Source organism: Sphingomonas panacis, assembly GCF_001717955.1.
GTDB lineage: Bacteria > Pseudomonadota > Alphaproteobacteria > Sphingomonadales > Sphingomonadaceae > Sphingomonas > Sphingomonas panacis.
The window spans coordinates 226,526-246,573 of the sequence record NZ_CP014168.1 but is presented as its reverse complement, the minus strand read 5'-3'; the positions used below and the strand labels follow the sequence as shown (position 1 = coordinate 246,573).

Genomic DNA, 20,048 nt, shown 5'->3' with positions numbered 1-20,048 from the left:
CGGGGGCCAAAGCATGTGCGGTTGGCGCGGGCGCGACAGTTTCGCGCCGGCTTGAACAAGGACATCACATGAAACTCTTCGGCTGGAAATCAGCCGGGCGCGACGTGCGTCCGGTGCTGGCGCGCTATGGCCTGTGGTCGGCGGGGAGATCGTCGGGCGAATGGGCCGATGATTATGCGGCGCAGGTGCGGCAGGGCTATTGCCGCAACGCCGTCGCGCAGCGCGCGGTGCGGCTGGTCGCGCAGGGGCTGGCGGGCGCGCCGGTGACGGCGTCTTCGTCCGATCTGCTCGCGCTGGTGAGCGCGCGTTCGGGCGGGCAGGCGCTGACCGAGACGGTCGCGGCGCACCTGCTGCTGCACGGCAACGCCTATGTCCAGATCATGACCGACCCGGCGGGGCAGGTCGTCGAGCTGTTCGCGCTCAGGCCCGAGCGGGTGAGCGTGGAGGCGGATGCGGGCGGCTGGCCGGTCGCGTATCGCTACCGCGTCGGCGAGCGGGTGACGCGGCTGATTGCGGACGGCGCGCGGCCCGAGCTGGTGCATCTGCGCAGCTTCCATCCGCTCGACGACCATTATGGGCTGGGGTGTCTGGGCGCGGCGGCGGGCGCGATCGCGCTGCACAATGCGGCGGCACGCTGGAACAAGGCGCTGCTCGACAATGCCGCCCGGCCGTCGGGCGCGCTGGTGCATGATCCGGGCGACGGATCGGTGCTGTCGCGCGAACAGTTCGAGCGGCTCCGTACCGAAATGGAAGCTGGGTTCGCCGGCGCGGGCAATGCCGGGCGGCCGATGCTGCTGGAGGGCGGCCTCAAATGGCAGGCGCTCAGCATGACCCCGGCCGACATGGATTTCGTCGGGCTGAAGGCGGCGGCGGCGCGCGAGATCGCATGCGGCTTCGGGGTGCCGCCGATGCTGCTCGGGCTGCCGGGTGACGCGACCTATGCGAATTACCGCGAGGCGAGCCGCGCTCTGTGGCGGCTGGCGATCCTGCCGCTGGCCGACACGATCTTCGCCGGACTCGCGCAGGGGCTGGCCGGCTGGTTCGAGGCGCCGTGGCTGCGCGTCGACGTCGATAAGGTCACGGCACTCGCCGAGGATCGCGAGCGGCTGTGGGCGCAGGTGAATGCGGCCGGGTTCCTCAGCGACGCGGAAAAGCGGGCGATGTTGGGCTTGAACGCGGATCACGCGGGAGGTGTGGCATGAGTGTGAGTGCGGTGCTGGCGCAGTTGATGGCGCAGGGGCAGGCCGAGGGTGCCGATCTGGCGACCTTGCGTGCGATCGCGGAAGAAGCCGGCGAGCTTGGCGCGAGCCGGGCGCTGATGCGGCTCGGGCTGGATGATTCGGGCGCGGCCAAGGACATGGCCGAGTTGCGCGAATTGCTCGGCGCGTGGCGCGACGCCAAGCGCTCGGCGTGGAAAGCGGTGATCGGCTGGGTGGCACGGATCGGCGGCGCGGTGTTGCTCGCCGGCCTCGCGGCGCGGTTCGGGTTCTGGGATTGGGTGAAGTGACCGCGCCGTTCTCCCGCGCAAGCGGGAGTCCAGAGCCAGGCAGCGCCGCGTCGGTGGCTCTGGACCCCCGCTTTCGCGGGGGAACGGATGGGGCGGCCGGGCTGCGCTTCGCTGGCTATGCCGCCGTGTTCGACCGCGCCGATCGCGGTGGCGACGTGGTGCGCGCGGGCGCGTTCGGGCCGGTCGGGCCGGTGCCGTTGCTGTGGCAGCATAATGGCGCGCCGGTCGGCGTGATCGAGCAGGCGGGCGAGGATATGCGGGGGCTGCGCGTGATCGGGCGGATCGACGATGCGCGGCTCGCCGGGCTGGTGCGGTCGGGCGCGGTTTCCGGGTTGTCGTTCGGCTACCGGGTGAAAGCGGCGGCGCGGGGGCGGTATCGCGAACTGACCGCGGTCGATCTGGTCGAGGTGAGCCTGGTCGCGCAGCCGATGCAGCCGCTCGCACGGGTGCATGCGATAGCCTGACGGCTTTCGAGATTTTCGAGGTTTTTGCCCGCCGGCGGTGCCTGCGCGGGGGTGTTTTCGCATGGGAGAATGACATGATCGAAGTGAAAGCGGATTCGCTTGAGACGAGCTTCTCGGGCGTGGAGATGGGCGGCGCGGTGGTGCGGCCGTTGCTGAGCGGCGCGCGCGACGGTGGTCGCGCGGCGGCGTTCTCGGGGTTCCTGCGCAGCGGCAGCAGCGTCGAGATGAAATCGTTCACCGGCGTGACCGGCGACAGCGGCGGCTATGCGATCCCCAAGGAGATCGATGCGGTGATCGACGCGACGCTCACCTCGATCTCGCCGATCCGGGCGATCGCCAATGTCGTCAAGGTCGGCTCGGCGGGGTATCGCAAGCTGGTGACGAGCGGCGGCACGCCCTCGGGCTGGGCAGCGGAGACCGATGCGCGGCCGGGGACGCCCACGCCGACCTATGCCGAGATCGCCCCGCCGATGGGGGAATTGTACGCCAACCCGAGCGCGAGCCAGGCGATGCTCGACGATGCGCTGTTCGATGTCGAAGGGTGGCTCGCCGGGGAGGTGGCCACCGAGTTCGCGCGCGCCGAAGGGGCGGCGTTCGTCACCGGATCGGGCGTTGCTCGGCCCAAGGGATTCCTGCAGGCACCGGTCGCGGCCGCCAACGACGCGGCGCGCGCGTTCGGCACGCTGCAATATCTGGCGAGCGGCGCGGCCGGCGATTTCGCCGCCAACCCGCAGGACCGGCTGATCGACCTCGTCCAGAGCCTGCGCGGGCCGTATCGCCAGAATGCGAACTGGGTGATGAACTCGGCGACGCTGGCGCGGATCCGCAAGTTCAAGACCACCGACGGCGCGTTCCTCTGGGCACCCGGGTTGGCGGCGGGGCAGCCGGCGACGTTGCTCGGCTATCCGGTGATCGAGGCCGAGGACATGCCCGACATCGCCGCCAACGCGCTGGCGATCGCGTTCGGCGATTTCCGCGCCGGCTATCTGATCGCGGAGCGGAGCGAAACCGCGATCCTGCGCGATCCCTATTCGAACAAGCCGTTCGTCACCTTCTACGCGACCAAGCGGATCGGTGGCTGCGTGAGCAATTCCGAGGCGATCAAGCTGATGAAGTTCGCCGCAAGCTGAGCCGGGGTTTGCGCAAGCAAATCCCGGACTCGGCGCGGCCGGGCGGCGGCACCGCATCGCGGTGCCGTCCGACGGCTGCGCCCGCTTTAAGGTGGAGATGTTCATGACGATCGGGAGCGAGGGGCCGGGCGCGGTGGTGCTCGGCGGGGAGGATCGCGCGGCGGCGCTGGCCGAGGTGAAGGCGATGCTGCGGCTGGTCAACGATGACGAGGATGCGCTGGTGGTGGCACTGGCCGAGACCGCGCTGGGGCTGGGCGAAGCGTTTATCGGGCAGGTGCTGATCGCGCGGAGCTTGCGCGACGTGCTGCCGGCGAGCCGCGCGTGGCAGCAACTGGCGGCAACGCCGGTTCGGGCGATCGGTGCGGTCGAGGCGATCGGCGGCACGGCGCTGGCGAGCGAGGCCTATGTGATCGACATCGATCCCGCCGGCGACGGCTGGGTGCGGGTGATCGATTCGGGCGGCGCGATGCGGGTGGGCGTGACCTTCACCGCCGGGCTGGCGACCGGCTGGGAGGCGCTGCCCGCGCCGATCCGGCAGGGTGTCGTGCTGCTCGCGGCGCATCTGTTCACCGTGCGCGATGCGGCGGCGGCGCCGCCGGTGGCGGTGACGGCGCTGTGGCGGCCGTTCCGCCGCATCGCGCTGACGCGGCGGACACGCGCATGTTGAGCGGGCTGGCAGGGCGAGGCCGCACGATCGGCGCCGCAGCGCAGGCGCGCGCGATCACCGAAGGCGCGGCGCGGTTGCAGGCGGCGTTTCCCGAACTGACCGTCAGCGGCGAGGACGACGCGATCGTGCTGGTCGGGCGGGTCTCGCGCGAGGATGCGCGGCTGCGCTGGATCGGGAGTCTGCTGCGATGAGCGCGGACGGCGTGGTGCAGGCGGCGTTGCTCGCGGTGCTCAAAGCAATCCCCGGGCTGAACGGCGTGTTCGAGGGGCCGCCGGTCAAGGCGACCCCGCCTTTCGCCGAGATCGGCGAGACGCTGAGCGGCGACTGGAGCGTCAAGGATCGCGACGGGCGCGAGCTGCGGCTGGCGGTGACGATCCGCGACGCGGCCGAGACGCCGGCGCGGGTACAGGCGCTTGCCGGCGCGGCGAGTGCGGCGATCGAGGCGCTGCCGCGCGATCTCGACGGGTGGCGGATCGCGAGCCTCGTGTTCGTGCGGACGCGGCTGCTGCGGCCGGCGCCGGGGCGGTGGAGCGCGGTGATCGAATATCGGGTGCGGATGCTCGCCGCGTGAGGCGGCGATTTCAACAGACAGGAGCATGATATGGGCGCGGAGAGTGGCAGGGCATTCCTGCTGAAAATCGGCAACGGCGGATCGCCGGTTGCTTATGCGACGGTGGCGGGGCTGCGCACGACGCAGCTTTCGATCAACGGCGAGATGGTGGCGATCACCTCGAAGGATTCGGGCGGGTGGCGCGAATTGCTGTCGGGCGCTGGGGTGCGCTCGGTCAGCGTCTCGGGGGCGGGGGTGTTCACCGGATCGGCGGCGGAGGTGCGGCTCAAGGGCAATGCGCTCGCCGGCGTGATCGATGACTATCGGCTGAGCTTCGAGAGTGGCGAGACGCTGAGCGGACGCTTCCTTGTGACGCGGCTCGACTATGCCGGGGATTACAATGGCGAGCGCAGCTACACGATCGCGCTGGAAAGCTCGGGCGCGGTGGTGGCGGCATGAGCGCGGTGGCGAACCCCGCGCGCGGCGAGGCGGCGATCCGCGTGGCGGGCGAACAGATCGTGCTGCGGCCGAGCTTCGCGGCGCTGGTCGCGGCGGAGGAGGAGTTGGGGCCGCTGTTCGCATTGGTCGAGCGCGCGGCGGCGGGGCAACTCTCCCTGCGCGAGCTGGTCGCGCTGTTCTGGCACTGTTTGCACGAAGCCCCGGCCGCGCTGACGCGCGAGCTGTTCGGCGAGGCGGTCGCGGCGGCGGGTCTGGCGCAGGCGACACCGGTGTTGCGCGTGCTGCTCGCGCAGATCCTTGGCGGGCGATGAGTGCGCGCTTCGCCGATGCGGCGGTGCGGCTGGCGGGGCTGGCCGGCGTCGCGTTCGGCTGGCGCCCTGCGCACTTCTGGGCTGCGACACCCGCCGAACTGGCGGCGCTGGTGGCGGCGATCGGCGGCGAGGCCGGCGCGACGCCGCCGACCCCCGAGACGATCGCGACATTGATGGAGGCGTTTCCCGATGGATGAGGAAATCGACCGGCTGGTGGTGAGCGTGCGCGCCGACACCGCCGGCTTCGCGCGCGACGTGGATACGATGCGCGCCAGTCTCGACGGCCCGCTGGTCACGGGGGCGGATCGCGCCGGGCGCGAGATCGAGAATGTGCTGGTCAAGGCGGCGCGAACCGGGTCGCTGGGGTTCGAGGATCTGCGCAAGGTCGCGCTGTCGGTGCTCGCCGACATCGCGAGCGCGGCGATCCGCAGCGGGATCGATTCGATCCTCGGCAGCGGCGGCGCGAGTTCGGGCGGCGGCGGTCTGCTGACGACGCTGGCCGGGTTGCTGGGCGGATCGCCGGGGCGGGCGACCGGCGGGCCAGTGTCGCCGGCGCGCGCCTATGTGGTCGGCGAGCGCGGGCCGGAGCTGTTCGTGCCGACATCGAGCGGGAGCATCGTCGCCGCCGGCGGGGGTGGCGGGCGCGACGTGCGGGTCGTGATCACGATCAACGCCGCGCGTGGCGAAAGCGGTGCGGCGCTGAGCGCGTCGGGCCGGCAGGTCGCGCGCGCGGTGAAGGCGGCGCTGGCGGTGGAGTGAAAGAGCTATGGCATATTGGTTGGCGGCGGCGCGGACTCATCAGGCCGAGGGTGTGATCTCGCGGTTCGATCCGCGTTTCTGGACGGTGGATTTCCCGCGGCCGATGATGGCCGCCGTCACCACGATCGCGCCCGATGCGCTGCGCGTGGATGCGGTGTTCTACCGCAGGAACGATCTCGCCGGGCTGATCTGGGCGGCGGAGGATCGCTTCGATCATCCGTTGCTCGCCTATGAAACGGCGCGCGACTTTCGCGGCTGCCGGCTCGCGTTCCGCTGGCGATCGGCGGGGGTGCGGCCGCTCGATGCGATCGACGGGCCGGTGCTGACGATCGAGGGGCGCGACGCGGGCGGGGCGGCGCGAACCTGGTACGTGCGGCTGTGGAACTATGCGACCGGCACGCCCGAGGACGCACAGGTCGCGATCGACTTCGCGAGCGTCGCGGGCGGGTTCCTGCTGCCGGACGAAGCGGTGCCGGTGTGGGCGGGGGATATCGACCGGATGTTCGTGTCGCTGGTCCCGCCGGATTATGACACGAGCGACGCGCCACTCGCCGAGCCCGCCGAGGGTTGGGTCGAGCTGAGCGGCATCGCCTGTTCGGGGCCGGGCGCGGTGCTGGCGATCGGCGACGCGGTGGTGCCCGCGCACGCGCTCGAGATCGCCAGCGGCTATGACGACAGCTACAATCTGACGCCGGCGCGGCTCCTGCGTAATGCGCTTCACCTCGGCTATCGCGGCGCGATCGTCCACTATGTCGGGATGAGCCATTATTTCCGGCTCACCGTCGCCGAGCGCCTCGTGACGCTGGCGGGGGGCGCGCTCAATGTCGCGGCGCGGGCGTGGCAGCGCGACTTCGCCGAGCGCGCGGCGGTGCTCGGCTATGATGTGATCTGGTCGCTCAGCTACGAACTGTTCGACGCGCATTGCCCGGCGGACTGGAAGCAGGGCGCATGGGATGGGTCGCCCGCGCTGACCGGCTGGGTGCCGCCCTCTACCTTGCTATCGCCGGCGCATGGCGGCGCGATGGCCTATCTGCACGCGGTCGCCGCCGAGGTGATCGGCATCGCGGTGGCGGCGGGGCTGGCGCCGAAGTTCCAGGTCGGCGAGCCGTGGTGGTGGGTGATGCCCGATGGCCGGCCATGCCTGTACGACGCGGCCGCGCGGGCGGTGCTGGGCGATCCGATCGAGATCGCCAGCGTGCGCGGGCCGCTGTCGGCGGGGGCGACGGCGCTGCTCGATGCGGCGGGCGCGGTGCTGGCGGCCTCGACGGCGGCGCTGGTCGCGGCGGTGAAGGCGGTCGCGCCGGCGTGCGAGGCGCATCTGCTCGCGTATCTGCCGACCGTGCTGGCGGCGGATGCCCCCGAACTGCGGCGTGCCAATCTGCCGCTCGGCTGGGCGCGGCCCGCGTTCGATGTGCTTCAGCTTGAGGATTATGACTACGTCACCGCGGGCAACAGCACCTTGAGCGAGCACGCCCTCGCCGAAGCGCAAGGGCGGCTCGGCTATGCGACCGGTGAGACCGATTATCTCGCCGGCTTCGTGCTGCGGCGCGAAGACGCCGCCGGCTGGCGCGAGATCGAGGCGGCGGCGCAGCGCGCGCGGGCGCGCGGCGTGCGGCGCGGGTTCGTCTGGGCGCTGCCGCAGGTGATCCGCGATGGTTTCGTGCATTTCGAAGAGGAGGCGGACGAGATGCAGGCGTTCGACGATGTGCTGTTCCCGCTCGCGCTCGGCCGCGAGGCGGAGGTGGCACCCGAATATTCCACCGCGATCGTGACGAGCGCGGGCGGGCACGAGGCGCGCAACGCGAGTTGGGCGGAGGCGCGAACGCGCTACGATGTCGGGCCGGGGGTGCGCTCCGAAGCCGATATCGCGACTCTGCTCGCGTTCTTCCGCGCGCGGATGGGGCCGGCTCGCGCGTTCCGGTTGCGCGATCCGTTCGATGCGTCATCGGGCGGCGTGGTGCCGACAGTGCTCGATCAGCAGATCGGTATCGGCGACGGCATCGCCACCCGTTTCGCGCTGGTCAAACACTATGGCGCGGTGGTGCGGCGGATCACGCGGCCGGTCGGTGGTAGCGTGATGGTCGCGGTCGACGGCGTGGCGAGCGCCGCATTCTCGCTGGCGGCGGGCGGGATGATAGACTTCGATACCGCGCCGGCGGCGGGTGCGGTGGTGACGGCTGGGTTTCGCTTCGACGTGCCGGTCCGCTTCGCCGAGGACAGCCTCAGCGTGGCGCGCGCGACCTTTCTGGCGGGATCGGCGGCGTCGGTGCCGCTGCTCGAAGTGCGCGAGGATGTGGCATGAGCTTCCTCGATGGACCACTGTCGACGGTCGCTCTGTGCTGGCGGCTGGAGCGGCGCGACGGCATCGCGATCGGGCTGACCTCGCACGACCGCGATCTGGTGATCGACGGCCTGATCCACCGCGCCGCGCCGGGCATGACACCCTCGGCGATCAAGCGCAGCGACGGCCTCGACGTCGATACGATGGACGTGTCGGGTGCGCTGACCGGCACGGCGATCAGCGCGCGCGATCTCGGCGCGGGGCGGTGGGACGGCGCGCGCGTGCGGCTGTTCGCGGTCGACTGGGCCGGCGGCGACGCGCGAGTCGATCTCGGCGAAGGCACGATCGGATCGGTCGAGACCAGGGACGGCGCCTTCACCGCCGAGCTGCGCGGCGCGAGCGCGGCGCTCGACCGGCCAGCGGCGGAGGAAACCTCGGCGGAGTGCCGCGCCGAGCTGGGCGACAAGAGGTGCCGCGTCGCGATGGCGGGGCGGCGGCGCTTCGCGCGCATGGTGTCGGTCGCCGGGCAGGCGGTGACGGTGGACGCGGTCGAGCCAAACGCCAACGCTTATGGTGGCGGGCTGCTCCGCTGGTTCGGGGGGGCGAACAGCGGGCTGGAGAGCGCGGTCGCGGCATCGGACGGCGCGGTGGTGATGCTGCGCGCCGAGCCCGTCTTTACGCCCACGCCGGGCGATCTGATCGAACTGGTCGAGGGTTGCGACAAGAGCGTCGCGACCTGTGCGGCGCGGTTCGGCAACGCCCTGAACTTTCGCGGCGAGCCGTACCTCCCCGGCATCGACTTGCTCACCCGGTATCCCGGCGCATGACGCCGGGCGAGTGCGCCGTAGCGGCGGCGCGGGGCGCGGTGGGTGCGCGGTTCCGCCTGCACGGGCGCGATCCCGCGTTCGGGCTCGATTGCGTCGGGCTGGCGGCGCTGGCGGCGCGCGCCGCCGGAGTCTCGACGGTGATTCCGGCGGATTATGCGATCCGAAGCGGTGATCCGTCCGCCGCGATCGACGCGACCGGGCTCGCCCGCACCTCGGCGCCGATGGACGGCGACTTGCTGCTGTTCGCGGCCGGGCCAGCGCAATTCCACCTCGCCGTGCGGGTGCCGGGCGGGGTCGTCCATGCCGACGCGATGCTCAGGCGCGTGGTCGAGCGACCGGGCGTGCCGCCGTGGCCGCTGGTCGCGGCGTGGCGTTTGACAGGAGACTGATATGGCGACCTTGGTGCTGACGACGATCGGCAGCGTGATCGGCGGCCCCATCGGCGGCGCGATCGGCGCGCTGCTCGGCCAGACGATCGACCGCGACGTGCTCTTCAAGCCCAAGGGGCGCGAGGGGCCACGGCTGACCGAACTGGCGGTGCAGACCTCCTCTTATGGCATGCCGATCCAGCGCGTGTTCGGCACGATGCGGATCGCCGGCTGCGTGATCTGGTCAACCGACCTGATCGAAAGCCGCAGCACCGCGAGCAGCGGCAAGGGCCAGCCGAGCGTGACCAATTACAGCTATTCGGCGTCGTTCGCGGTGGCGCTGTCGGGGCGGCCGATCCGAAGCGTCGGGCGGATCTGGGCGGACGGCAATCTGCTGCGCGGGGGCGCGGGTGACTTCAAGGTCTCGACCGGCTTCCGCCTGCATCTCGGCGGCGAGGATCAGGACGCCGATCCGCTGATCGCGTCTGCGGAAGGCGCGGGGCTGGTGCCGGCGCATCGCGGCATCGCCTATGCGGTGTTCGAGAGCCTTCAGCTTGCCGACTACGGCAACCGCATCCCGTCGCTGACCTTCGAGGTCATCGCCGATCCCGCGCCGGTCGCCGCAGGCGCAATCGCGGCGGACCTCTCCGGTGGGCTGATCGACGGCGCGGCGGCGACGCTGCCGCTGCCGGGCTTCGCCGCGTATGGCAATCTGCGCGCGGTGATCGAGACGCTCGGCACGGCGATTGGCGGTCGATTCGCGCCGGAGGGGGCGGGGCTGTCGCTGCGCGTTTCGATCGATCCGGAGCGCACCATCGCCGATGCCGGCGTCGCGACGGGCGCGGGCGGCGGCGCGCGCGCGGTCGGATCGACCGCCGCGATCGAGACGGTGCCGCGCACGGTGACGCTCAAACATTATGATCCGGCGCGCGATTATCAAACCGGCGTTCAGCGCGCGCGGCGGCCGGGCGCGGGCTATAGCGACCAGCAGATCGACATGCCCGCCGCGCTCGACGCGGCCAGCGCCAAGACGATGGCGGAGGCGACGCTCGCGCGTGCCGAGGCGGGGCGGGTGCGGCGGACGGTCGCGCTCGGCTGGGACGCGATCGGCATCGCACCCGGAGCGTGCGTCGCGATTGATGGCGCGGCGGGCGCGTGGCGGGTGACCGGCTGGTCGCTCGAACACATGGTGCTGTCGCTCGAGTGCGTGCGGCTCGCCGCCGCCGCGCTGCCCGTGCGAGCGAGCGGGGGCAGGGTGCTGTCCTCGCCCGACGCGGTCGCCGGCACGACGATCGTCCACGTCTTCGAAATCCCCCCGCTTGACGACAGCGTGCTGAGCGCGCCGCGCGTGACGATCGCGGCGGCGGGCACCGCGCCCGGCTGGCGGCGCGCCGCGTTGCTGTACAGCCTCGACGGCGGCGCGCGCTGGTCCACGGCGGGCGCGACGGCTGCGCCCGCGACGCTCGGCGTGCTCGCGTCGGTGCCGCTCGCCGTACCGGCGACGGTGATCGATCGCCGCTCGCGGTTCGAGGTCGAGCTTGCCCATGCGAACATGGCACTGTCGGGCGCGGACGCTGCGGCGCTCGATGCGGGCGCGAACCTCGCTTTGTGCGGTGACGAGTTGCTCCAGTTCGGCGTGGCCGAGCAGATCGGCGCGACTCGCTGGCGGCTCTCCACCCTGTATCGTGGCCGACGCGGCACCGAGGCGGCGATCGGGACTCAGGCGGTGGGCGATCGTGTCGTACTGATCGAACGCGACGCCGTGATGGCGCTCGACGTACCGCTTGCGACGCTCGGCGGCGAGGTTCGCGTGCTCGCCTCGGGCATCGGCGATGTCGCGGGGCCAGCCGCGGCACAGACGACGATCGCGGGCGGCTCGGTCTTGCCGCTCGCGCCGGTGGGTCTGCGCTGGCGCGAGCTTGGTGACGGCGGCGCCGAGATCCGCTGGACGCGCCGCAGCCGCGCCGGGTGGCGCTGGATCGACGGCGTCGATTCGCCGCTCGTCGAGGAGCGGGAACTCTACCGCGTGACGATCGGAACCGCGCCGGCAGCCGAGACCAGCGAGCCCATGCTCAACCTCGGCGCCGCCGAGCGCGGCGCGGGCGTGACCGTTTCGATCCGGCAGGTCGGCTCGGTCGGCGCATCGACTGCCGCAAACCTCTTCATCCCCGCCTGGGAGGCATGACATGACTGACGATGTGACCGCACGCCTGGCGCTGCCGCTGTTGAGCGCCGGGCAGGCGCAGAAGGAGATGACTCATAACGAGGCGCTGACTCTGCTCGATCTGTTCGCGCACCCGGTGGTGTTGGCGATCGGTATCGACACGCCGCCCGCGACGCCGGTCGCGGGACAGTGCTGGATCGTCGGCGCGGCGCCGACCGGCGTGTGGGCGGGGCACGCCCGCCATCTCGCCGGCTGGAGCGACGGCGGCTGGCGATTCTGCATACCCAAAACGGGCATGCGCGTTTGGAACCTCTCCGATGCGAGCGAGGCGCTGTTCGACGGGAGTGGCTGGAGCGTCGGCGTCGTGCGCGGATCGCGACTCGAAATCGACGGTGTTCAGGTTGTTGCAGCGCAGCAATCGACGATCGCCGAGCCCTCTGGCGGCACCGTGGCCGACATCGAGGCGCGAGAGGCGATCAGCGCAATTCTTGCTGCACTGCACACACACGGGCTGATCGCCGCGTAAGCCGGCGGAAACCCCTTTAAGACCTCGGCTGTTGCGCTTCTGCAACAGTCGCAGGTATTTGTGCGCTTGCGTGGAAACCAAGCCCGTCCTAGGGAGTTTGGGCTGTCCGAGTGACACCTAATGAAAGGGGATTTCTATGCGGAAGCTAGCCGTAATCATCGCGCTTGCCTCCACTGCTCTCGCAACGCCAGCTCTTGCCCGCGATAAGTCGTGGTATGTTGGCGTCGAAGGCGGCGGTATGATCGTCGAAGACTCGAAGTTCGATATCGGCAACGTGCCGTCGGCTTCGACCTACAAGACGAAGACCGGTTACGACGTCGATGGCGTCATCGGTTACGATCTTGGCATGTTCCGGCTTGAAAGCGAAGTCGCTTACAAGTTCGCCAAGGGCGACGACTATCGTTCGTCGGTCAACAGCCCGTTCGTGACCACCCCCGGTGGTTTCGCAGGGCCGGGCAACTACAACAGCCCGCACAGCCACACGTCGGCTCTGAGCTTCATGGTCAACGGCCTGCTCGACTTCGGTGACGACAATGGCGTTCAGGGCTTCGTCGGCGGTGGTGTCGGTGTTGCGCGCGTATCGATGGCGGGCGTTCGCGCCGGCAACCGTGCGGCGATCCTCGACGACAGCGACACGGTCTTCGCCTGGCAGGGCATCGCGGGCGTTCGCGCTCCGCTTTCGGACCATGTCGATATCTCGCTCAAGTATCGTTTCTTCAACGCCGACAACATCAAGCTGGTCGGTGTCGAGGGCGCGAGCTACGAGACGCGCTATCGTTCGCACAGCCTCCTCGGTGGCCTGACGTACAACTTCGGCGAGCCTGCTGCTCCGCCGCCGCCGCCGCCTCCTCCGCCCCCGCCGCCGCCGCCGGAGCCGACTGCTCCGCCGCCGCCGCCTCCGGTGGTCTGCTCGCCTGGTCCGTTCATCGTGTTCTTCGAATGGGACAAGTCGGACATCACGGCAGAAGCGTCGTCGATCCTCGACAACGCCATCAGCCAGTACCAGTCGTGCGGCAACGCGCAGGTCATGCTGGCCGGCTTCACCGATCGCTCGGGCACGCCGAAGTACAACGTCGGTCTGTCGCAGCGTCGCGCGGACTCGGTGAAGGCTTATCTGTCGGCGCATTCGGTCCCCGAGACCGTGATGACCACGCAGGCGTTCGGCGAAGACCCCGCCCATCTGCGCGTTCAGACCGCCGATGGCGTTCGCGAAGTGCAGAACCGTCGCGTGGAAATCACGTACGGTCCGGGTTCGGGCAACTAAGCCAGAGCTGGACGAAAGTTCGAAGAGAGGGGGTCGGGAAACCGGCCCCCTTTTTTTGTGCGCGGAAGATGCGCAAGGTGGCGGATGCCGCCGCTTGGCCCTATCTTTTGATGGCAACCGTAGCCGTTCGTGCTGAGTAGGGATTGAGTAGGCGAAGCCGTATCGAGAGCCCGTATCGAAGCACAGGTCGCTCTCGGGGCTTGTCCTTCGATACACGACCTCGATACGCCCTGCGGGCTACTCGGCGGTTACTCAGGACGAACGGCGCTATTGACGCGCGTCGAATTTAGGCAACCGGCGTGGCCTCGGCCAAAGCGGCTTCGAGCCACGTCGGGCGCACCGCGTCGCCGAGCGCCTCGACACGGCGCAGCTCGACCATCAACCCCAGTTCGGGATACGACGCACGCGTCCGGTCGCCCGGTTCGCCAAGCGGCGCCACCACCAGCCGGCGGTTGACTTTCGCGCGATAGTTCATGCGCGCGGTATTCTCCTGCCCGACATAGCAGCCCTTGGTGAAGCTGACCCCGTTCAGCTCGCGCGCATTGCATTCGAGCCAGAGCGTCTGATCGCTGCCGAGTTCGCCGATCCCCTCGGTCACGCCGTGCGCGAGCCGGTGTGCGCGCCACGCCGCATCGGCAGCTTCCCCGCCAGCCGCGCCGATCCAGCGGAAGCCGAGATCGGGCAGGCGCGGATCGGCGAACGCGCCGTGCCGCGAGGACCAATGCACCCCGCCATCCGCCGCCTCGATCGTGATCGCGCGCCGCAGCCGGTACATCGACAGCCGCCGCGTCAGCGCCGCGGCAGCGCTCGCCTCGCAATCGATCAGCACCGCGTCGCCATCGGCCCACAGCAGGAAATCGAACAAAGCCTTGCCCTGTGGGGTCAGCAGCCCGGCCCAGCGCGGCCCGGACGCATCCAGCCCGATCACGTCCTGAGTCAGCAAGCCTTGCAGGAAACCGCGAACATCGTCGCCGGCAATACGGATCAGCGCGCGGGTCGCGAGCAGGGTCGGGGTGGTTTCGGTCATCATCAACAGGTAGGAGGGCGCGAGACTAAGCGAAAGAGGCAGCTATGGCGCGGTTCGATCTGATGCTGACGGGCGGAACGGTGCATTTGCCGAGCGGCCCGGCGCAAACCAATGTCGGCGTGATCGGCGGCAAGATCGCCGCGATCGGCGCGACCGGCGATGCCGGTGAGACGATCGATTGCACCGGGCTCGATATCCTGCCCGGCGTGATCGACACGCAGGTCCATTTCCGCGAGCCGGGGCTGGTCCACAAGGAGGATCTCGAAAGCGGCAGCCGCGCCGCCGTGCTCGGCGGGGTGACCTCGGTGTTCGAAATGCCCAACACCAAGCCCAACACCGACAGCGCCGCCGCGATCACCGACAAGCTGACGCGCGCGCACCATCGCATGTGGTGCGACCACGCTTTCTATGTCGGCGCGACCAATGTGAATGCCCCGGACCTCGCCGAGCTTGAGCGGGTGCCGGGCACGGCGGGCGTCAAGATCTTCATGGGCGCCTCGACTGGAGACCTGCTCGTCTCCGAGGATTCGTCGCTGGCGCAAGTGCTCGCCTCGGGCAAGCGCCGCGTCGCGATCCACGCCGAGGACGAGGCGCGGATGAACGCGCGCGCGGGCGAGCGCGTCCCCGGCGACCCGTCCTCGCATCCGGTGTGGCGCGACGATGAGAGCGCATTGCTGGCGACGCGGCGAATCCTCGCGCTGGCGCGCGCGGCGCGGCGGCGAATCCACGTGCTTCACATCACCACGCCCGCCGAACTCGAACTGCTGTCGCAGCACAAGGACATCGCCACCTGCGAGGTGACGCCCCAGCATCTCACGCTGGCGGGCGAGGACGCCTATCCCCGGCTCGGCAGCTATGCGCAGATGAACCCGCCGATCCGCTCGGGCGCGCATCGCGACGGGCTATGGCACTGGTTGCGGCAGGGCGTGCCCGACGTGATCGGCTCGGACCACGCGCCGCACACGATCGAGGAGAAGGCCAAGCCCTATCCCGACTCGCCGAGCGGCATGCCCGGCGTGCAGACGTTGCTGCCGCTGCTGCTCAACCATGTCGCGGAAGGGCGCACCACGCTCCAGCGCGTGATCGACCTGACCAGCGCCGGCGCGCAGCGGATTTTCGGGATCGTCGGCAAGGGCCGGATCGCGGTCGGTTATGACGCGGATTTCTCGATCGTCGACCTGAAGGCGCGCTGGACGATCACCGAGAACTGGCTGGCGTCGCGCTGCGGCTGGTCGCCGTTCACCGGCATGGAGCTGACCGGCAAGCCGATCGGCACGATCGTGCGCGGCAACCGCGTGATGTGGGATGCCGCGCTGGCCGAGACGGCCGTGGGCGAACCGATCCGGTTCGAGGCAGTCGAGTTCGGCTGACCGTCTCACCCCGTTCGTGTCGAGCGAAGTCGAGACACATGGCGGAGCGCGTGGACGTGTCCCTCGACTTCGCTCGGGACGAACGGCGTGAGAAACGGGCGCTCTTACAGCGCCCGCGGCTCACCTTCCGCCAGCAGATGGGTGCAAAGCTGCGCCTCGGGCGTATCCCCTGCCTCAAGTGCGGCGACCGTGACCCAGCCGGCCTTACGCATCGCCGCCGTCAGCGCCGGATCGGTGCCGAGCGGCACGAACAGCCGGCGCCGGTCGATCTCGCCCAGCCCGGCCGCGACGATCGCGTCGGCGTAGAGCGAGAAGCCGACCGCGGCCTCTTCGGCGCCATCCTCATGGACGACGGTGTAGGTGCCGCCGCGCCCGATCTCGCCGCGCACGCCGCTCGCGAAGATCGAGAAGCCGAGCCAGCTTTGATATTCGAAGCCGTGCCGCTCGGTCGGGTCGAGCGTCAGCCCGACGCGGCCCTTCAGCCCTTGCGCGATCGCCCACAGCCCGTCGAGCCGCGAGGTGAGCGCGCCGCCGGCATCGAACGCGCAGAGCCGGTGATGCGCCGCTTCGAATGGCCCCGCCGCCTCGACCAGCGGCAGATACGCGCGCGCGATCTCCGCGACGCCGCCGGCATCCTTGGCATCGAGCCGCTCGCTGAGCGCGGCGATCTGCGCCGGGTCGATCGGCAGCGGGCCACGCGCGAGAACGCCGACCAGATCGGGCAGGGTGAAATCGATCGAAATGTCGCGCACGCCAGCCGCTTCGAGCGCCTCGACCGCAACGCCGACGATCTCCGCCGCCGCCGCGACGGTGTCGAGCCCGATCAGCTCGCAGCCCATCTGAAGCAATTCGCGCTCGGGGCTGAGCTGCGACGCGCGCAGCCGCAGCACCGGACCCGCATAGGAGAGGCGCACCGGGCGCGGATGATGCCCCATCCGCGTTGCGGCGATCCGGCCGATCTGCGCGGTGATGTCGGGCCGGATCGCCAGCGTGCGCTGCGACACCGGATCGACGAAGCGAACCGCATCCTGCGCGGTCGCCGACTTGAGCCGCCCGGCGAGGCCCTGCTCGAACTCGGCCAGCGCCGGATCGGCGCGCTCATAGCCATGCTGGAACGCAGCGCCGAGTACGGCCTGTTCGAGCCGTGCCGTGGCATCGGCGACGGGCGGCAGGCGATCCCGGAAACCTTGGGGGAGAAGCGAGGTCATCGGCGAGGTATTCCAAAGGCCCGTGTGGGCGTCCTGCCGAAGCCTGTACCGGCTTCGCGGTGGAAGAACAGGGGATACCCAGATTCCGTTCGTCCCGAGCGAAGTCGAGGGGCGTGCCCGGAGCGACCCCGGCCTCGACTTCGCTCGGCCCGAACGGAAAAGGCGGGTTCTAAAACGCCAGCGCCATCGCGGTCTTCACGCCGGCCAGCTCGCGCACCTTGGCGATCAGCTCGGGCGTGACCGGCTCGTCGACCGACAGCAGCAGCACCGCTTCGCCGCCCGCCGAACGGCGGCCGAGGTGGAAGGTGCCGATGTTGACGCCCGATTCGCCGAGCAGCGAGCCGAGCCGGCCGATGAAGCCGGGCGCGTCCTCGTTGACGACATACAGCATCGGCCCGGCGAGATCGGCCTCGACCTTGATGCCGAACAGCTCGACAAGACGCGGCGCGGCATCGCCGAACAATGTGCCGGCGACCGAGCGCTCACCCGCGTCGGTCTTCACCGAGACGCGCAGCAGCGTATGGTAATCCCCCTCGCGCTCGGTCTTCACCTCGCGCACTTCCATGCCGCGCTCCTTGGCGAGCAACGGCGCGTTGACCATGTTGACCGTGTCGGTCTGGGTGCGCAGGAAGCCGTGCAGCACCGCCGAAACCATCGGCTTCTGGTTGAGTTCGGTCGCTGCACCCTCGGTGTGGATCGAGATTCGCGGCACCGCGCCGCGCGTGAGCTGGCCGACGAGGCTGCCGAGCTTCTCGGCAAGCGCCATGTAGGGCTTCAGACGCGGCGCTTCCTCCGCCGACAGCGACGGCACGTTGAGCGCGTTGGTGATCCCGCCCGAGACGAGATAGTCCGCCATCTGCTCGGCGACCTGGATCGCGACGTTGACCTGCGCTTCGCTGGTCGATGCGCCGAGGTGCGGGGTCGAGATGAAGTTGGGCGTGCCGAACAAGGGCGAATCCTTGGCCGGCTCGGTCACGAACACGTCGAGCGCGGCGCCGCCGATATGCCCCGAATCGAGACCTTCCTTGAGCGCCGCCTCGTCGATCAGCCCGCCGCGCGCGCAGTTGATGATGCGAACGCCCTTCTTGGTCTTGGCGAGATTTTCGGCCGACAGGATGTTGCGGGTCTGGTCGGTGAGCGGGGTGTGCAGCGTGATGAAATCGGCGCGCGCGAGCAGTTCGTCGAGCTCGACCTTCTCGACGCCGAGTTCGATCGCGCGTTCGGGCGACAGGAACGGATCGAACGCGACCACCTTCATGCGCAGGCCGAGCGCGCGATCGGCGACGATCGAGCCGATGTTGCCCGCGCCGATCAGCCCGAGCGTCTTGCCGGTGACTTCGACGCCCATGAAGCGGTTCTTCTCCCACTTGCCGGCCTGAGTCGATTTGTCGGCCTCGGGCAGATCGCGGGCGAGCGCGAACATCAGCGCGATGGCATGTTCGGCGGTGGTGATCGAATTGCCGAACGGGGTGTTCATCACCACCACGCCGGCGGCGGAAGCGGCGGGGATATCGACATTGTCGACGCCGATGCCGGCGCGGCCGACCACCTTGAGGTTGGTCGCGGCGGCGAGGATCGCCTTGGTCACCTTGGTCGAGCTGCGGATGGCGAGGCCATCATACTCGCCGATGATCGCGATCAGCTCTTCGGGGGTCTTGCCGGTGATCTCGTCGACTTCGACGCCGCGCTCCCGGAAGATCTGCGCGGCTTTGGGGTCCATTTTGTCGGAAATGAGGACTTTTGGCATGTTCAATTCCTTCGTCATCCCAGCGAAAGCTGGGATCTCGTGCCGCGAGGGCACGCTATGCGGAGGGAGGCCCCAGCTTCCGCTGGGGCGACGTAATAGGGTGGGTTACGCGGCGACCGGCGTCTTGGCGGTGGCGTAGGCCCAGTCGAGCCACGGCCCGAGCGCCTCGATATCGGCGGTATCGACCGTCGCACCGCACCAGATCCGCAGACCGGCGGGGGCATCGCGGTAGCCGGCGACGTCGAACGCCGCGCCCTGCTTTTCGAGCAGGCCGGCGAAGGTTTTGACGAACGCCTCGTCAGCGCCTTCGACCGTCAGGCACACGCTGGTCTTCGAGCGCGAGGCCTCGTCCTCGGCGAGATGGCCGAGCCAGTCGCGTTCGGCGACAATCTTGTCGAGCGCGGCGGCATTGGCGTCGCTGCGTGCGATCAGGCCGGCGGCGCCGCCGATCTGTTTGCCCCATTCGAGCGCGAAGATCGCATCCTCGACCGCGAGCATCGACGGGGTGTTGATCGTCTCGCCCTTGAACACGCCCTCGGCGAGCTTGCCCTTCGCCATCAGGCGGAACACCTTCGGCAGCGGCCAGGCCGGCGTATAGCTTTCCAGCCGCTCGACCGCACGCGGGCCGAGGATCAGCACACCGTGGCCGCCTTCGCCGCCCAGCACCTTCTGCCAGGAGAAGGTGGCGACGTCGATCTTGTCCCACGGCAGCGGGTAAGCGAACACCGCGCTGGTCGCGTCGGCGAAGCTCAAGCCTTCGCGATCGTCGGGAATCCAGTCACCGTTCGGCACGCGCACGCCCGAGGTGGTGCCGTTCCAGGTGAACAGCACGTCGGTCGACCAGTCGACGGTCGTCAGGTCGGGGAGCTGGCCGTAATCGGCGCGGATCACGGTCGGATCGAGCTTGAGCTGCTTGACGGCATCCGTCACCCAGCCTTCGCCGAAGCTTTCCCAGGCGAGCGTGGTGACGCCGCGCGCGCCCAGCATCGTCCACATCGCCATTTCGAACGCGCCGGTGTCGGAGCCGGGGACGATGCCGATGCGGTGGGTGGCGGGCAGATTGAGCAGCTCGCGCATCAGATCGATGCAATAGGCGAGGCGGGTCTTGCCGATCTTCGAGCGGTGCGAACGGCCGAGCGATTCGGTAGCGAGATCGGCGGCGGACCAGCCCGGAGGCTTGGCGCAGGGGCCGGAGCTGAAGAAAGGACGCGCAGGCTTCGTCGCCGGAAGCGCGGGTAGGTCAGTCATGTAGTCTCTCCTCACAGAGAGCACGCGCGGCGTTGGGACCGCGTGGCCCGGCGCCGGCTCTAACGGCGATTGGCCGGGTGTCAACCGACGCACGGTTCGCTTTGGCGCAAATCGCCACGCCGGGCTTGTTCCGCCATCCGCGGTGCCGCAAGATCGGCGTGTGGCGAGTAT

The 20,048-nt window shown here is 69.8% G+C and carries 22 protein-coding genes; 18 read left to right on the top strand and 4 right to left on the bottom strand.

Annotated features, from left to right (window positions below):
• The first annotated feature begins 68 nt into the window (after window positions 1-68).
• The 17 genes from J0A91_RS01015 (at window position 69) to J0A91_RS00935 (ending at window position 13,277) form a co-directional block, all read left to right on the top strand.
• Window positions 69-1,202, top strand: a complete 1,134-nt coding sequence (locus tag J0A91_RS01015; RefSeq protein ID WP_069203351.1) for a phage portal protein — start codon at window positions 69-71, stop codon at window positions 1,200-1,202.
• Window positions 1,199-1,507, top strand: a complete 309-nt coding sequence (locus J0A91_RS01010; protein WP_069203350.1) for a DUF6127 family protein — start codon at window positions 1,199-1,201, stop codon at window positions 1,505-1,507. The genes J0A91_RS01015 and J0A91_RS01010 overlap by 4 nt, the downstream gene beginning before the upstream one ends.
• 53 nt (window positions 1,508-1,560) lie before the next feature.
• Window positions 1,561-1,971: an HK97 family phage prohead protease gene (locus tag J0A91_RS01005; protein WP_240502161.1), complete on the top strand. Its 411-nt coding sequence runs from the start codon at window positions 1,561-1,563 to the stop codon at window positions 1,969-1,971.
• Window positions 1,972-2,045: 74 nt separating this feature from the next.
• Window positions 2,046-3,101: a phage major capsid protein gene (locus tag J0A91_RS01000; protein WP_069203349.1), complete on the top strand. Its 1,056-nt coding sequence runs from the start codon at window positions 2,046-2,048 to the stop codon at window positions 3,099-3,101.
• Window positions 3,102-3,204: 103 nt separating this feature from the next.
• Complete coding sequence (locus J0A91_RS00995) at window positions 3,205-3,768, top strand: head-tail connector protein (RefSeq protein ID WP_069206910.1); 564 nt, start codon at window positions 3,205-3,207, stop codon at window positions 3,766-3,768.
• Window positions 3,762-3,959, top strand: coding sequence for a hypothetical protein (locus tag J0A91_RS00990; RefSeq protein ID WP_069203348.1), 198 nt, complete (start codon window positions 3,762-3,764; stop codon window positions 3,957-3,959). The genes J0A91_RS00995 and J0A91_RS00990 overlap by 7 nt, the downstream gene beginning before the upstream one ends.
• Window positions 3,956-4,339, top strand: coding sequence for a tail completion protein gp17 (gene gp17 / locus J0A91_RS00985; RefSeq protein ID WP_069203347.1), 384 nt, complete (start codon window positions 3,956-3,958; stop codon window positions 4,337-4,339). The genes J0A91_RS00990 and gp17 overlap by 4 nt, the downstream gene beginning before the upstream one ends.
• 30 nt (window positions 4,340-4,369) lie before the next feature.
• Window positions 4,370-4,777: a phage major tail protein, TP901-1 family gene (locus J0A91_RS00980; RefSeq protein ID WP_069203346.1), complete on the top strand. Its 408-nt coding sequence runs from the start codon at window positions 4,370-4,372 to the stop codon at window positions 4,775-4,777.
• Window positions 4,774-5,088 carry a gene transfer agent family protein gene (locus J0A91_RS00975; protein WP_069203345.1) on the top strand — a complete coding sequence of 105 codons (315 nt, stop codon included), beginning with the start codon at window positions 4,774-4,776 and terminating at the stop codon, window positions 5,086-5,088. The genes J0A91_RS00980 and J0A91_RS00975 overlap by 4 nt, the downstream gene beginning before the upstream one ends.
• Complete coding sequence (locus J0A91_RS00970; RefSeq protein ID WP_069203344.1) at window positions 5,085-5,285, top strand: phage tail assembly chaperone; 201 nt, start codon at window positions 5,085-5,087, stop codon at window positions 5,283-5,285. Before J0A91_RS00975 ends, J0A91_RS00970 begins: the two co-directional genes overlap by 4 nt.
• The gene (locus J0A91_RS00965) at window positions 5,278-5,847 is read left to right on the top strand and encodes a tail tape measure protein (RefSeq protein WP_069203343.1); all 570 of its coding nucleotides are present in this window, start codon (window positions 5,278-5,280) and stop codon (window positions 5,845-5,847) included. Before J0A91_RS00970 ends, J0A91_RS00965 begins: the two co-directional genes overlap by 8 nt.
• Window positions 5,848-5,854: 7 nt before the next feature.
• Window positions 5,855-8,149, top strand: coding sequence for a DUF2460 domain-containing protein (locus J0A91_RS00960; protein WP_069203342.1), 2,295 nt, complete (start codon window positions 5,855-5,857; stop codon window positions 8,147-8,149).
• Window positions 8,146-8,955: a DUF2163 domain-containing protein gene (locus tag J0A91_RS00955; protein ID WP_069203341.1), complete on the top strand. Its 810-nt coding sequence runs from the start codon at window positions 8,146-8,148 to the stop codon at window positions 8,953-8,955. The genes J0A91_RS00960 and J0A91_RS00955 overlap by 4 nt, the downstream gene beginning before the upstream one ends.
• Window positions 8,952-9,344, top strand: coding sequence for a hypothetical protein (locus tag J0A91_RS00950; RefSeq protein WP_069203340.1), 393 nt, complete (start codon window positions 8,952-8,954; stop codon window positions 9,342-9,344). Before J0A91_RS00955 ends, J0A91_RS00950 begins: the two co-directional genes overlap by 4 nt.
• A gap of 1 nt (window position 9,345) precedes the next feature.
• Window positions 9,346-11,508: a phage tail protein gene (locus J0A91_RS00945; RefSeq protein ID WP_069203339.1), complete on the top strand. Its 2,163-nt coding sequence runs from the start codon at window positions 9,346-9,348 to the stop codon at window positions 11,506-11,508.
• A gap of 1 nt (window position 11,509) precedes the next feature.
• Complete coding sequence (locus J0A91_RS00940; RefSeq protein WP_069203338.1) at window positions 11,510-12,013, top strand: DUF2793 domain-containing protein; 504 nt, start codon at window positions 11,510-11,512, stop codon at window positions 12,011-12,013.
• 136 nt (window positions 12,014-12,149) lie between these two features.
• Window positions 12,150-13,277: an OmpA family protein gene (locus J0A91_RS00935; RefSeq protein WP_069203337.1), complete on the top strand. Its 1,128-nt coding sequence runs from the start codon at window positions 12,150-12,152 to the stop codon at window positions 13,275-13,277.
• A 286-nt stretch (window positions 13,278-13,563) separates the two neighbouring features.
• Here the strand turns inward: J0A91_RS00935 and ygfZ are convergent, their stop codons facing one another.
• Window positions 13,564-14,304 carry a CAF17-like 4Fe-4S cluster assembly/insertion protein YgfZ gene (ygfZ, locus tag J0A91_RS00930; RefSeq protein ID WP_069206909.1) on the bottom strand — a complete coding sequence of 247 codons (741 nt, stop codon included), beginning with the start codon at window positions 14,302-14,304 and terminating at the stop codon, window positions 13,564-13,566.
• Between the two features lie 44 nt (window positions 14,305-14,348).
• Between ygfZ and J0A91_RS00925 the strand changes: the two genes are divergently transcribed.
• Window positions 14,349-15,674 carry a dihydroorotase gene (locus J0A91_RS00925; RefSeq protein ID WP_069203336.1) on the top strand — a complete coding sequence of 442 codons (1,326 nt, stop codon included), beginning with the start codon at window positions 14,349-14,351 and terminating at the stop codon, window positions 15,672-15,674.
• 104 nt (window positions 15,675-15,778) lie between these two features.
• Here J0A91_RS00925 and J0A91_RS00920 read toward each other — a convergent pair whose 3' ends face one another.
• From J0A91_RS00920 to J0A91_RS00910, 3 genes are all read right to left on the bottom strand, one after another.
• Window positions 15,779-16,882 carry an ATP phosphoribosyltransferase regulatory subunit gene (locus J0A91_RS00920; RefSeq protein ID WP_069203335.1) on the bottom strand — a complete coding sequence of 368 codons (1,104 nt, stop codon included), beginning with the start codon at window positions 16,880-16,882 and terminating at the stop codon, window positions 15,779-15,781.
• Between the two features lie 169 nt (window positions 16,883-17,051).
• Complete coding sequence (gene serA / locus J0A91_RS00915) at window positions 17,052-18,629, bottom strand: phosphoglycerate dehydrogenase (RefSeq protein ID WP_069206908.1); 1,578 nt, start codon at window positions 18,627-18,629, stop codon at window positions 17,052-17,054.
• Window positions 18,630-18,734: 105 nt separating this feature from the next.
• Window positions 18,735-19,877: a phosphoserine transaminase gene (locus tag J0A91_RS00910; protein ID WP_069203334.1), complete on the bottom strand. Its 1,143-nt coding sequence runs from the start codon at window positions 19,875-19,877 to the stop codon at window positions 18,735-18,737.
• Window positions 19,878-20,048: the final 171 nt, after the last annotated feature.